Below are 13159 nucleotides of genomic sequence, written 5' to 3' on the forward strand. Positions count from 1 at the left end.
CGGGCGCGGTACGACACGGCCACGTCCATCTGCTCAGCTCTCCTCAAGGGTGTGGCCGGCCACGAAGTCGGCGAGGGTGGCCACCGTGCGCAGGTCTCCCTGGGTGATCTGCTCGACGTCGATCTGGATCTCCAGGCTGTCCTCCAGCTCCAGGATCAGTTCCAGCGTGCTGGACGAGGTGAGGCCGAGCTCGTCGAAGAGGCCGGCCTCCTCGCTCAGCGGCGGGACGTCCCGCTTGAGCACCCGGGGCAGCAGGAGCGCGATGCCCGTCACGACGCGATGCCGCAGTTCGGGGTCGAGTGGTGCGAGGTCCGGCACTTCGAGGTCCAGTGGCGCGATGGCTGGGTTCGTCACGATCCGTCCCATCTGATGGTTCGTACGGTCGGTGACGACCGGGCGAGCGGAAGGGGAGAGAGGAGGTTGCGAGGACGCGGGGCGGGCGGCGACGGCGCGGCCGTCCCGAGGTCCCTCAGGGTTCGAGCACCATCGCCGAGAGCGTCGCGCCGAGTCCGGCGGCGGCGATCAGGTACCGGTCACCCTGGCGGAGCAGGCCTCGGGTGGTCACGGTGTGGTGGTTGATGAACGCGTCTGGGCGAAAACTGTGCCGCACCACAGGCAGGTTGTCCAGCACCAGCTTTCGAGCGGGCGGCCGGGCTAGTATTCCGTCGCCCCGCGGTCCGCACAAGAGACCGCCGGGCTCTCCCCCGACTCCTGGAGCACCGTCCCATGAGTTCATTCCCGCCTCCTCGGCCCCACGCGCTGCGCGTCCTGATCGTCGTTCCGCCACTGGCGGGGCACGTGCATCCGACCCTCGGCCTGGCCCGCGAACTGCGCCTTCGGGGCCACCAAGTCGCCTGGGCCGGCTCGGAACTGTCGCTACGTCCGATGCTCGGCCCCGACGCCGTGATCCACCCCACCGGCACCCGGGTGCTGCGCGAACAGGGCGGCAGCGGCCTCGCCGCCGTCCGCTCGCTCTGGGAGGGGTTCATCGTGCCCTACGCCCGGTTCACCCGCCGGGCACTGGACCGGATCGTCCACGAGCAGCGCCCTGACCTGGTGTTGGTCGACCAGCACACCCCCGCCGGCGCGTTGGCGGCGCACCGCCACGGGGCGCGCTGGGCGAGCCTGGCGCCGTCCTCGATGGAGATCGGCCGCCCGCTGCGCGACCACCCGGAGTTGGAGGCCTGGCAGCTCGATCTGCTGCGCCTGCTCTGGCGTGAGGCCGGGCTGCCCGAGGATGAGTTCGTGGATCCGCGCTTCTCGCCCGAACTGCTGCTCGCCCTCAGCAGCCGGGCGCTGACCGGCGCCACCGCGTTCCCCGACCACTACGCCCTGGTCGGACCGGTGTTGACCGCCCGTCCGGGGGCACCTGACTTCCCCTGGCAGCGGCTGGACCCGGACCGGCGCCATGTCCTGGTCACCCTGGGCACGTTGGCCGCCGATGTGGCCGGCGACTTCCATCTGCGGGCCGTCCGGGCGCTGGGCCCGCTCGCCGACCGGGTTCAGGGCATCGTCGCCGCGCCGCCCGCCGTGCTCGCCGGGATTCCCGAAGAAGCCCTGGCCGGTGGCCTGCTGGCACTCTCGGAAGTACCGGTACTGGAACTGCTCGGGCGCGGGCTGCTGGACGCGGTGGTCAGTCACGGCGGCATGAACACCGTCTGCGAGACCCTCGCGCACGGCCTGCCACTGGTACTCGCGCCGATCCGGCACGACCAGCCGATCACGGCCGGGCAGGTGGTCGCCGCCGGGGCCGGCCTGCGGGTGGACTTCGCCGGGGCGACGCCGGAGCAACTGCGTTCCGCGCTCACCACCGTCCTGGACGACCCGTCCTACCGGGCGGCGGCCCAGCGGGTCCGGTCGTGCTTTCTCGCGGAGGGCGGTGCACGCACGGCAGTTGACCGCATTGAGCAGTGCTTCACCGGGCCGGGCCGAGCAGGGGCCGATGTGGTCCAGACCATTGCTGCGGACCGCTAGCACGCCCTAGGGTGGCCGCCACGCAGGAGGCGCGGAACCGGATCCCTCCGGTTCCGCGCCTCGCCCTTCGCCCTGGTCAGCCGCGCGGGACGGTGACCTCCAGGTAGAGCGTCTCGTCGCTGCGGAAACCCGTGTCCAGCAGGGCGACGTCGGGCCGGGCGCCGTCCTGGAAGGCCCGACGGCGGATCAGCTCGTCCTGGAATCCGGCCGCCGTGAACGCGTGCCGCAGCTCGTCCTCGTCGAAGATCCAGCGGTGGCCGTAGTGGTAGAAGATCTGGTTCATCATGAACGCCCGCCGCTCGGGCATCGCCGGGCCCACCTTCATCAGGCGCAGCCGCCGGCGGTGCCGGGCGAAGAAGCCGCCGCTCTCCTCCAAGTAGCCCTCGACGTAGCTGCGCAGGTCGGGCGTGGTGACCCGGAGCAGGCCGCCGGGCCGCAGCACCCGGCGGACCTCGGCGAGCCAGCCGATACTGACGGGCAGTGGGATGTGCTCGATCAGGTGCTCGGCGTACACCCAGTCCACCGAGGCGTCGGCGAACGGCAGTGGATCGCCGATGTCGAGCTGCGTGAACCGGCTCTCGCCGTCGATCCGGTAGAGCCGGCCCGGTACGGTCTGCTCCTGCGCGCTGCGCAGGCCCACCAGGTCGGTGCCCAGCCCCTGTGGATGCCGGGTGCGGAAGGCCGCGAACTCCAGGCCGGTCAGCCCGTGCCTGAGGAAGTCCTCACGGTTGTGCGGGAGTTCATCGGCGATCGGCTCGATCCTCTCGCAGCGGGCCAGATTTCCGGTGAAGTCGTCCATCAGCACCGCCAGGGAATCCGGGTCCTCCCAGTTCCAGCCCGGGAATGTCGAACCTGCTGCCACGTGCTGCTCCTTCGGTCCAGATACGGATCCGTGCCGACGCGCGGCCGTGAGCGATCCGGCGGCCGTGCGTGGGAATTACGTGAACGCGCCAATTCGGCGAGGGGGCGCGGGACATGCGAGACCCGCCCCGGCCTGGCAGCGTAGGTGCAACTCCACCTATTGGTATAGACCTTGACCCTGGGATTTTCCTGTGCCAGGGTCGGGACCACGGGGAATAGCACTAGATGAAGTCAACCATTAGCCATCCGTGCCTCGCCGATTCGCGGAGTGGCACTGCGCGGTAATCCCGTTCCAGAAATCATTCTTGTCCGCGAACAGTCGAATGGCTTCTCATGCGGTACGGAGCTCAGCCCGCTCGATCTGACGGAGCATCAGATGAGGCGGGTTCCAGGCCGTGGACGATACCGTCGCCTTGTTCTCCCGATCGTGAAGCAACCCAACCCCTGTGGAGTTGACGCATGACCACCGGCACCGACCGCTACCACTGGGACCGCACCCACCCCGGGCTGACCAGCCTGCAGGAGGCGATCGCCGACGTCCGTGACGAGGTGGTGGGGCACTCGGTCTACCACGAGCTGAACAGCCTCGCCCGGGTCCGGACCTTCCTCGGGACCCACGTCTTCGCGGTCTGGGACTTCATGTCCCTGCTCAAGTCCCTGCAGTGTCAGCTGACTTGCGTGAGCGTGCCATGGGTCCCGACCGGCCCCACGGCCAGCCGTCGACTGATCAACGACATCGTGCTGGTCGAGGAGAGCGACGAACTCGGCGACGGCTACACCAGCCACTTCGAGCTCTACGTCGGCGGGATGGACCAGGCCGGCGCCGACACCGCGCCGGTCAACGCCTTCCTCGGACTGCTGCGCTCCGGCACCCCGGTCGGCGACGCCGCGAAACTCGCCGAGATCCCTGCCGCCGCAGCCGAGTTCATCGCGGTCACCTGGGAAATCATCGAGACCGCACCGGTGCACTGCCAGGCCGCCGCCTTCGCGTTCGGCCGCGAGGACCTCATCCCCGAGATGTTCCAGCAGGTCATCCGGATCGACGATGCCGACGGCGCACTGGAGATCTTCAAGGACTACCTCGCCCGGCACATCGAGGTGGACGGCGAACAGCACACCCCGATGGCCATGCAGATGCTGATCGACCTCTGCGGCGACGACCCGCAGAAGTGGGACGAGTGCGCCGCGACCGTCCGCAGCGCCCTGCGCGCCCGGGTCGACCTGTGGGACGCCATCCTGGCCGCCTTCGCCGACGCCTGAGCGATCATCCCCGCAGACCCCTTGCAGAGTGTTCGGTCAAATCCATACACTCAGGGTGTTCAGCCTTCATTGAACACTCTGACGACGGGTGGCAGCCATGCACGCAGTCCTGGTGGAGAAGTTCGGCGGACCGGAGGTCCTCACCCTGGCCGAGCTCGCCGCGCCAGACCCCGGCCCCGGCGAGGTCAGCATCGACGTCGCCTACGCCGGGGTCAACTTCGCCGAGCTCAAGGCCCGCGGCAGCGGATATCGGGTGGCCTCGCTGCCCTTCCTCCCCGGCCTGGAGGTGTCCGGCCGGATCCGGGCCGTCGGCGACGGGGTGGCGGACTTCCGCCCCGGCCAGCAGGTCGCGGCGCTGACCAGCGCCGGCGGCTACGCCGAGGTGGCCGTCGCCCCCGCGAGAACCGTCTTCGCCCTCCCCGACGGCGTCTCGCTGCGCACCGCCGCCACCCTGCCGACCGTCCTGCCGACCGCGCACGCGCTCCTGCACGAGGTCGGCCGGCTGCGCGCCGGGGACAGCGTCCTGGTCCACGGCGCGGCGGGTGGCGTGGGTACCGTCGTCGGCCAACTCGCCCGTCTCGCCGGGGCCGAGTCCGTCTACGGGGTCGTCTCCAGCCCCGCCAAGGCGGCCCACGCCCTGAAGGCCGGCTACGACGAGGTGTTCGTCGGCGACAACTTCGACGAGGACGTCTACCACGCCACCGGCGGGCTCGGCGTGGACCTCGCCCTGGACTCCGTCGGTGGCGACACCTTCCGCCGCACGCTGGAGGCGCTCTCCCCGTTCGGCCGGCTGGTCTCCTTCGGCAACGCGAGCGGCGCCGCGCCCTGGCAGGCGACCCAGGCCCAGCTCTACCCCGGCCGCTCGGTGGCCGGCTTCTCGGTCCTCACCCTGGCGAAGACCGAACCCGAGGCGCTGCGCGCCATCGCCGCCCGTGCGTTCGCCCTGGTCGCCGACGGCTCGGTCGAACTCCCCGTCACCGCCGAGTTCCCCCTCGCCGAAGCCGCCGCCGCCCACCGCCTGATGGAGACCCGCACCACCACCGGCAAGCTCCTGCTGCGCATCGCGGACTGAGCCCGCCCGGGGCGCCCGGGCCACCCGGACCGCCGTCCGCCCGCACACGTCCCGCGTCCCCTGCATATCCTGCGGACTGTGACGACGACATACGTGCTGGACGGCACCCAGGTCAGGACGCTCGAGGACTTCTGGCGCGTCATCGGGGAGGCGGTCAACGGCCCCGGCGGCTACTTCGGCCGGAACCTGGACGCGTTCGCCGACTGCCTGAGCGGCGGCTTCGGGCAACCCGACGACGGCGACTACGTGATCGAGTGGCGCGACCACGCGATCTCGCGCGAGCACCTCGGCTACCCCGAGACCGTCCGCCAGTTGGAACTTCGCCTCACCCGCTGCCATCCCACGAACCGCCCCGCCGTCAGCGCCGAACTCGCCGCAGCGCGCGACGGGCGCGGGACGACGGTCTTCGACTGGCTCGTCGAGATCTTCGAGGAGCGCGCTCCCGGCGTCCTACGGCTGCAGTAGCCCTGCCCCCTCGCTCCGGCCGCCTACCCTTGCCTCATGACGATGCACAGGACCGCCCGGGTGAGTGTCGACGCGATGATCGAGGACCTCAGGACACTCGTCGAAGTCGAGTCCCCCTCGCGCGATCTCGACGCCCTGGCGGTATCGGCCAAGTCCGTCGCCGCGGTGATCGAGAGCCGCCTCGGCGGACGGGCCGTCCTCGTCGAGAGCGAGGCCGGACCGCACGTCCACTGGTCCGGCGGCGGCGACCCGCGCGTCCTGGTCCTCGGCCACCATGACACCGTCTTTCCGCTCGGCACCCTGGAACGCCGTCCGTTCACGGTCCAGGACGGGCGGATAACCGGTCCCGGGGTCTTCGACATGCTCGGCGGGCTGGTCCAGGCCGTCCACGGTCTGGCGGCGCTCGACGACCGGTCGGGCGTCGAGATCCTGGTCACCGCCGACGAGGAGGTCGGCTCCCGCTCCTCCCGCGCGCTCCTCGAAGAACGCGCCCTCGCGTGCGGCGCCGTCCTGGTCTTCGAGGGGGCCGCCGACGGCGGAGCCCTGAAGACCGGCCGCAAGGGCTGCGGCACCTTCCAGGTCACCATCACCGGCCGGGCCTCCCACGCGGGCCTCGAACCCGCGGCCGGCGTCAACGCCCTGGTCGAGGCCGCCCACCAGGTCCTGGACATCGCCGCGCTCAGCCGGCCCGACCTCGGCACCACGGTCACCCCGACCGTCGCGTCCGCGGGAACGCTGGACAACGTCGTCCCCGCAGAGGCCAGCGTCATCGTCGACGTCCGGGTCGAGTCGGCCACCGAGAAGGACCGGATCGAGGCCGCGTTCGCGGCGCTCTCCCCCCATCTCGACGAGGCACAGATCGCCGTGACGGGATCCGTCAGCCGCCCCCCGATGCCCGAATCGGCCTCGGCCGGCCTCTTCGCCCTGGCCCAACGGCTCATCCCCACCGTCGAAGCCCGCAGCGTCGGCGGCGGCAGCGACGGCAACTTCACGGCCGCCCTGGGCGTCCCGACGCTCGACGGCCTCGGAGCCGTCGGCGGCGGCGCCCACGCCGACCACGAGTACGTGCTCGTCGACACGATGGCCGAGCGGGCGAACCTCGTCACCGGACTGGTGAGCGCGATCCTCAGGCCCTGAACCCCGACTCCCGCCCCTCCGTCGGGGACCGGAGTGGCAGTGGAGGGGCAGTGGAGCCTGCGGTCGTATCAGTTCCACCAGGCGGTGACGGCCACGTTGCCCTGCACGGCGTTGACCGCGACGATGACCGTCAGCAGGCCGCCGCTGGGCATCCCCAGGTCATAGCGCCAGCGGCCGGTGGTCCGGTCGCACGAAGCGGTACGGGAGCCGATCCGCACCGCGTTCTGGATCTCGTCCTCGGAGATGTTCCGCTCGTTCATCCGGTCCCGGACGTGCTGGGTGAACACGTCGATCGACTGCGGCGCACCCTCCGAACAGATCTGGGCCGGAGTCAGCGGGCAGTCGAAGTCGCAGTGGATCGGCGGACCGAAGGCCTGGGGGGCGGCGACGGCGGCGACCGTCGAGGGGGCGGGGGCGGCCATGGCGGGCGTGGCGCCGAGCGCCAGTGCGGACACCGTCACGGCCAGCAGGGCGAGGCGGGCGCTCTTGCGGATGATCATGGGGATTCCCTCCGAGTGACTGAATGAACGAACAGACGATCCAGATCGAACCGAACCCGAACTGAACTGATGTCAGCTTGATCGGAGGCCATCTATTTTCGATCACCACACGATCAACACGTGATCAACACCAAGGAGCAGAAGGCCTGCTGGGAGCACCGCCCGGACGCCTGTCCGGTGCTACCGGGATGCTCAGCCCGTCCGGGGGTGCAGCGCCCGAAGCTCCCTGATCAGGGCGCGGACCGCGATCGTGGTCGCCAGCTCGGGGGTGGTCACGTAGCCGACGGAGCGGGTGGGCCGGTCAGGGCCGAGATCGGTGGTCTCGACGGTGGGCGGTGCGCCCGTCAGCGAGAGCGCGGGCATGATGGCCATTCCGCGTCCACTGCTCACCATCGAGAGCACTGCTCCGTCGTCTTCGGCCCGGACCGTCGCACACGGGATCCAATCCTGCTCGGCCCACCATGACCTGGTGTAGGACGAGCAGTTCTCGGTCCAGTCCACCAGTGGCAGCGAGCGCGGATCCGGATGGCCCGCCGGGTGCACCAGCGCGTACGGCTCCTCCAGGAGCACGTCCCCGATCAGCCCCGGCGGCACCGGCGAGCTCGTACCGATCGTCGCGATCCCCACGTCCGCACGCCCCTCGGCCACCTCCCCCGCCGTGCCGGGGCCGAGTTCCCTGACCATCGTCACCGTCGGCCTGATCCCGGGGTGCCGCGCGGCCAGCCGTTCCAGCGCGGGCGGCAGCACGTGCAGAGCCGCGCTTCGGAAGGCCGCGATGCGCAGCGGCCCGGCGACGGTGTCGCCGCCGTTCGCGCCCGCGCCGACCCCGCGCGCCTCTGCGGCGAGTGTGTCCAGCATCCGCAACACCCGCGACGCGTGCGCCACCGCCCGAGCGCCGGCCGCCGTGGGACGCGCCCCATGGCGGCCGCGCTCGAAGAGCACGACACCCACCTTGCGTTCGATGCCACGCACCGAGTGCGAGATGGCGGACTGCGTCATGCCGAGGGTGGCGGCTGCCGCCGAGAAGCCGCCCTCGGCGGCGACGGTCACCAGGGTCCGGAGTTCCTGCGGCGAGAGGTCCCCGGCGGACGCGGACGGCGCGGTGGTCACGCTCGTACCGCGCGGAACGGTCGTTGCCACGGGGACTCCCACCTGCGGGTATGAGGACGATTCATGGATGCGATTGTTCCATGAGCGCGACCCTCTGCCCGGCCTCCGCGATCCTGTCTACGGTCACGTCCATGACCTCATCGACCGCCTCCGCGCTCACCGTCCACCAGACCGCCCGACCGACCGGCTTCCCCACTCCCGGGCACTTCCGCTTCGTCGAGTCGCCCGTCCCCGAACCCGGGCCGGGCACCGCCCTCGTGGAGAACCTCTACTGGTCCGTCGACCCGTATCACCGCGAAATGATGGACGGCCACTTCGAGCTGAACTCTCCGCTGGAGGGTCGCACCCTCGGTCGTGTGATCGAGTCGCGTGACGCGGCGCTCCCCGAGGGGGAGATCGTCTTCCACCGGCACGGCTGGCGTACCCATTCCGTCGTACGCCCCGACGAGGCCAGGCGCCTCCCGCACCACGAGGGTGTACCTCTGTCGGCGCACCTGGGCATTCTCGGTGGCACGGGCCTGACCGCGTACGTCGGCCTCACCCGGATCGCTCAACTCCGCGAGGGTGAGGACCTGTTCGTCTCTGCGGCCGCAGGTGGCGTCGGCACGGCCACCGGACGGCTTGCCCGGCTGATGGGCGCCGGACGGCTCGTCGGCAGCGCGGGCACCCCCGCGAAGGTGGCATTCCTGAAGGAACAGGTCGGCTATGACGAGGCGTTCGACTACCACGCGGGGAACGTCGCCGACCTGCTGGCAACGGCAGCACCCGACGGCATCGACGTGTTCGTCGACAACGTCGGAGGTGAACACCTGGCTGCGGCGATCGGCGCGCTCCGCGAGCGCGGCCGGGTGGTGCGGGTCGGCACCGTCGGCCAGTACAACACCCCGGACGCGCCGGACACGCGGTTCAACCACGCCGACATCGTGGAGAAGAGCCTGCGCATGGAGGGCTTCCTGGTCCGCAACTACCGAGATGTGCAGGAGGAGTTGTACGCATTCGCCGTGCCGCATCTGCTCGGCGGCCGCCTTGCCCTTGACGAGACGGTCGTGGAGGGCTTCGACCGGATCGTGGACGCGTTCCTGTCCATGCTGCGCGGCGGGAACACCGGCAAGATGCTCGTGAAGCGGAGCTGACAGGCTCGAAGTGCCGCACCGCGCTTCAAAAGGATTGAGACACGACGCTCGGGCTGGTAGCTTTCCACTCGACCGTGACACCGCCGAGGAGGTGAGACCCATGAACGCTGTATCGATGTGGGTGCTCCCCCTTGCCGTCACGGCCGGCGACTGACGTAGACGTCGCCGGGAGCGCCTCGACAACCAGGCACTCCCGAAAGGCACCACCCTTGAACTCTCTGCACTTCACCGCCCAGTCGTCGTCGAACGGCATGGTCGAGCGCGACTTCACGATCGGCGAGATCCCCGGCGTCCTCTGGTCGCCGCCGGCCTCCGGCGCCGCCGAGCGCGCACCCCTGGTCCTGATGGGCCACGGCGGCGGCAACCACAAGAAGCACCCCGCGATGGCGGGCCGCGCACAGCGCCTGGTCGCCGCCTGCGGTTTCCACGTCGCCGTCATCGACGCACCCGGTCACGGCGACCGGCCACGCACGGAGCACGACGAGCGGGAGATCGCCGAGCTGTTCCGGGCGAGGGCGGCGGGCGAGCCGGAGGGTCCGATCGTGGTCCGCTACAACGCCCACCTGGCCGAACTCGCCCTGCCCGAATGGCAGGTGACGCTGGATGCCCTCCAGGAGCTTCCGGAGATCGGAACCGACGGGCCGGTCGGCTACTTCGGCCTCAACATGGGCACCGCGATCGGCCTGCCGTTCGTGGCGGTCGAACCCAGGATCACCGCCGCGGTCTTCGGTCAGCACTGGCCCGACGTGCTGGCCGAGCAGGCGAAGCGGATCACCATCCCGATCGAGTTCGCCCTGCAGTGGGACGACGAGCACATCCCGCGCGAGGCCGGTCTCGCACTGTTCGACGCCTTCGCCTCGAAGGAGAAGACACTGCACGCCAACGCGGGCAGGCACAAGGAACTGCCCCGCTTCGAAGCCGACAGCGCGGTCCGCTTCTTCGCCCGTCACCTCGGCGGACCGGTCACCTCCCAGTCCTGACAGCCGTGTTCGCGGTGCCCGGCTCCCCGGCCGGGCACCGCAGGCGACTACCGCGCGGCGATCAGTTTCGGCAGTTCGCGCATGTCGTAGAAGACGGTGGTGTGGGGGCCCTCAAGTCGTTCAGCCGGGGTGAGGCCGCCGGCATAGCCGAACGATCGCATGCCGGCCGCGCGTGCGGCGAGGACACCGGGCCGGCTGTCCTCGACCACCACGCAGGCTGCGGGATCGACGCCCATCTGCCGGGCGGCGTGCAGGAACAGGTCCGGGGCGGGCTTGCCGTGGGCGACCTCGGTGGCGCTGAAGATGCGGCCCGCGAAACGTTCGTAGAGTCCGGTACGGCCCAGGGTGTGCCGCATCTTGTCGTGGGAGCCGCTGGAGGCGACGCAGGTCGGCAGGGTGAGTGCGTCGAGGGCTTCCGGCAAGCCCTCGACCGGGGCGATCTCGGCGTCCACGGCCTCACGGTGGAGCCGCTCGAACCTCTCCGACCAGGTCCGGGCCGTGTCCTCACCGAGCCGAGCCGCGACCTGGTCGCGGATGGCCGCGTGTGAGCGCCCGATGAACCGGTCCACGACCTCGTCCTCGGTCAGCGGCCAGCCCAACTCGGCCCCGATGGCGACCTGCACGCGCGCGGCGATGCGCTCACTGTCGACCAACACACCGTCGCAGTCGAATATGACGAGTTCAATGGCCTTGATCATCTCCGCAGCATAGGGCCTGACCAGGATCGTTCGGAAAGGTCCCCGGCGTGCAGGCGCCCGATCGCCAGAACTCAGGGCCGGGCCGTCGTTGGTCAACTCACGATCAAATGGCCGGTATTGACCTTCTCCTGGCCACTCCCACCACTCCTAGGCTGGGCCCCAACCGACGGGGGACGTAGGGCTCCCCCGTCATGTCCAGATCGGGGACCCGTCCATGCCGACTCACCGCACGTCCCTGCGATCCACCGTCGCCGTCCTCGGCGCCGGCGCCGCGATCGCCCTGTCCACGGTCGTCGCCACGCCCGCTTTCGCTGCCAACGAAGGTACCTATCACGGAAATTGGGGCAGCTGCGCCGCCACCGAGGAGATCCAGCTGCAGTACGTCCAGGGCGGCTACCACGACCAGATGGAGTTCTTCCCGACCACCACCGGTGCCAACTGCGGGTTCCGGCTCATCAACAACGGCAACATCATCTGGGCCTCCAGCGGCGCGGGATCCGGCTGGGTCTACGACGGCCCGACCAACTACATGTGTCCGCAGATCTACGACCTGAGCACGGGCATCGTGAAGTGGCAGGGCGTGTGCAACTGACGCCCTGAGCCTTCCACTCACGGGCACCCGTCGGCCCGCCGCCCCCACGGGACGGCGGGCCGACCGAGGTCCCCCGGGCGACTCCCGGGGGACCGCTCGGAACGAGGGTGTCAGCGCATGCCGCCGGAGGCGAGGATGACATCCCCGGTGATCCAGCGCGCGTCGTCGGAGGCCAGGAAGGCCACCAGCGGGCCGTAGTCGTCGGGGGTGCCCGTGCGCCCCAGCGGGGTCGCGGCGATCGCCTGCGCTTCCTGATCCGACCCGACGAATCCCATGGCCCTGGTGCCCTCGGTGTCCGACGGCCCGGGCATGATCGCGTTGACCCGAATGCCGCGCGGGCCCAGTTCCTTGGCCGCAACGACGGTGAAGGCGTTGACGGCGGCCTTGGACGCGACGTAGAGCGAGGCATACGGAGGATGGGTGACCGTGCCGGCCGTCGAGACGTTGATGATCGACGCGTCGTCGATGTCGTCCTGCGAGGCCAGGGCCTGCGTGGTCAGGATCGTCCCCAGGAGGTTCGTGGTCATCTCGCGCTGGAACTCGTCCTCGGTGATGCCCGACAGCGGCGCGAACGTGACGACGGCCGCATTGTTCACGAGCACGTCGACCGGGCCGTAGGCCTCCCGCGCCCGGTCGAAGAGACGGCGCACGTCGTCGCCGCTGGCCACGTCCGCCTGGACCGCGATCGCCCGGCCGCCCTTGGCGGTGATGTCCGCGACGACCCGCTCGGCGCCCTTCGCATCCCCCCGGTAGTTCACGACGACGGCTGCGCCGGTATCGGCCAGCGCCTTGGCGATCCCCGTGCCCAGGCCCTTCGATGCGCCGGTGACGATCGCCGTACGTGTGGCGTTGTTGCTGCTCACGGTGGCTCCTTGGCTCCTTGAGAGTTGGTGCTTTCAGAAGTCACCGTAGGAAGCCCAGTTACTTCTGGGAAGTACCTACTTTTTTGTAAGCTGGTGTCATGGCGGAAACAGAGCAGGTCGCGACAGCCAGCAGGCTGCTGACCCATGACACCTTCGACAAGTGCCCGCTCAGGCCGATCATGGATCAGACGACAAGCCGCTGGGCGACACTGATCATCTCGGCCCTCATCGGCGGCCCGCACCGCTTCGCGCAGCTGCACGCACGCGTCGGTGGCATCAGCCAGAAGATGCTGTCGCAGAACCTCAAGGCGCTGGCCCGGTCCGGGCTGGTCGCCCGCGATGTCGCGCCCACCAACCCGCCCCAGGTCACCTACAGCCTGACGGAACTCGGCGTCAGCCTCGCCGGGCCGCTGACCGGTCTCATCGGATGGTTCGGCCGACACGGAGACGAGCTCCTCGCCGCTCAGCAGCAGTACGACAGCCAGAGTGCCGACGGCTGAACGGGCTGAACTGG

General features: G+C 70.2%; 15 protein-coding genes. 9 read left to right on the top strand and 6 right to left on the bottom strand.

What is annotated here, in order from left to right:
* Positions 1 to 33 precede the first annotated feature (33 nt).
* Positions 34 to 354 (bottom strand): acyl carrier protein, encoded by a 321-nt coding sequence (locus BS80_RS13065; RefSeq protein ID WP_232246447.1) that lies wholly within the window; start codon positions 352 to 354, stop codon positions 34 to 36.
* Positions 355 to 726: 372 nt separating this feature from the next.
* On the opposite strand from BS80_RS13065, the gene BS80_RS13070 reads away from it, so the two are divergent.
* Complete coding sequence (locus BS80_RS13070) at positions 727 to 1974, top strand: glycosyltransferase (protein ID WP_063771949.1); 1248 nt, start codon at positions 727 to 729, stop codon at positions 1972 to 1974.
* Positions 1975 to 2050: 76 nt separating this feature from the next.
* On the opposite strand, the gene BS80_RS13075 is transcribed toward BS80_RS13070, so the two are convergent.
* Positions 2051 to 2836, bottom strand: coding sequence for a class I SAM-dependent methyltransferase (locus tag BS80_RS13075; RefSeq protein WP_035796637.1), 786 nt, complete (start codon positions 2834 to 2836; stop codon positions 2051 to 2053).
* 458 nt (positions 2837 to 3294) lie between these two features.
* Between BS80_RS13075 and BS80_RS13080 the strand changes: the two genes are divergently transcribed.
* From BS80_RS13080 to BS80_RS13095, 4 genes are all read left to right on the top strand, one after another.
* Complete coding sequence (locus BS80_RS13080; protein WP_035796638.1) at positions 3295 to 4095, top strand: DUF3050 domain-containing protein; 801 nt, start codon at positions 3295 to 3297, stop codon at positions 4093 to 4095.
* Between the two features lie 97 nt (positions 4096 to 4192).
* Positions 4193 to 5167, top strand: a complete 975-nt coding sequence (locus BS80_RS13085) for a zinc-binding dehydrogenase (RefSeq protein WP_035796641.1) — start codon at positions 4193 to 4195, stop codon at positions 5165 to 5167.
* Positions 5168 to 5245: 78 nt separating this feature from the next.
* On the top strand, positions 5246 to 5632 hold the full coding sequence (locus BS80_RS13090; protein WP_035796644.1) for a barstar family protein: 387 nt from the start codon (positions 5246 to 5248) through the stop codon (positions 5630 to 5632).
* A gap of 36 nt (positions 5633 to 5668) precedes the next feature.
* Complete coding sequence (locus BS80_RS13095; protein WP_035796646.1) at positions 5669 to 6769, top strand: M20 family metallopeptidase; 1101 nt, start codon at positions 5669 to 5671, stop codon at positions 6767 to 6769.
* 68 nt (positions 6770 to 6837) lie between these two features.
* On the opposite strand, the gene BS80_RS13100 is transcribed toward BS80_RS13095, so the two are convergent.
* Together BS80_RS13100 and BS80_RS13105 are read right to left on the bottom strand one after the other, a co-directional pair.
* Positions 6838 to 7269: a DUF4258 domain-containing protein gene (locus BS80_RS13100; RefSeq protein ID WP_035796648.1), complete on the bottom strand. Its 432-nt coding sequence runs from the start codon at positions 7267 to 7269 to the stop codon at positions 6838 to 6840.
* A 192-nt stretch (positions 7270 to 7461) separates the two neighbouring features.
* Entirely contained in the window at positions 7462 to 8409 is a 948-nt protein-coding gene (locus tag BS80_RS13105; protein ID WP_232246448.1) for a LysR family transcriptional regulator, read from the bottom strand.
* Between the two features lie 101 nt (positions 8410 to 8510).
* On the opposite strand from BS80_RS13105, the gene BS80_RS13110 reads away from it, so the two are divergent.
* A complete protein-coding gene (locus BS80_RS13110) occupies positions 8511 to 9512 on the top strand; it encodes an NADP-dependent oxidoreductase (protein ID WP_035797458.1) in 1002 nt (333 codons plus the stop codon).
* 209 nt (positions 9513 to 9721) lie between these two features.
* On the top strand, positions 9722 to 10492 hold the full coding sequence (locus tag BS80_RS13115; RefSeq protein ID WP_035796651.1) for an alpha/beta fold hydrolase: 771 nt from the start codon (positions 9722 to 9724) through the stop codon (positions 10490 to 10492).
* 47 nt (positions 10493 to 10539) lie between these two features.
* Here the strand turns inward: BS80_RS13115 and BS80_RS13120 are convergent, their stop codons facing one another.
* Positions 10540 to 11190 carry an HAD family hydrolase gene (locus BS80_RS13120; protein WP_035796654.1) on the bottom strand — a complete coding sequence of 217 codons (651 nt, stop codon included), beginning with the start codon at positions 11188 to 11190 and terminating at the stop codon, positions 10540 to 10542.
* A gap of 214 nt (positions 11191 to 11404) precedes the next feature.
* Between BS80_RS13120 and BS80_RS13125 the strand changes: the two genes are divergently transcribed.
* Positions 11405 to 11782 (top strand): hypothetical protein, encoded by a 378-nt coding sequence (locus tag BS80_RS13125; protein WP_035796657.1) that lies wholly within the window; start codon positions 11405 to 11407, stop codon positions 11780 to 11782.
* Between the two features lie 110 nt (positions 11783 to 11892).
* Here the strand turns inward: BS80_RS13125 and BS80_RS13130 are convergent, their stop codons facing one another.
* Positions 11893 to 12645 carry a glucose 1-dehydrogenase gene (locus tag BS80_RS13130; RefSeq protein WP_035796660.1) on the bottom strand — a complete coding sequence of 251 codons (753 nt, stop codon included), beginning with the start codon at positions 12643 to 12645 and terminating at the stop codon, positions 11893 to 11895.
* A gap of 98 nt (positions 12646 to 12743) precedes the next feature.
* On the opposite strand from BS80_RS13130, the gene BS80_RS13135 reads away from it, so the two are divergent.
* The gene (locus BS80_RS13135; RefSeq protein ID WP_035796663.1) at positions 12744 to 13145 is read left to right on the top strand and encodes a winged helix-turn-helix transcriptional regulator; all 402 of its coding nucleotides are present in this window, start codon (positions 12744 to 12746) and stop codon (positions 13143 to 13145) included.
* Positions 13146 to 13159: the final 14 nt, after the last annotated feature.

This window comes from Kitasatospora mediocidica KCTC 9733, from assembly GCF_000744225.1.
GTDB classification, from domain to species: Bacteria; Actinomycetota; Actinomycetes; order Streptomycetales; family Streptomycetaceae; genus Kitasatospora; species Kitasatospora mediocidica.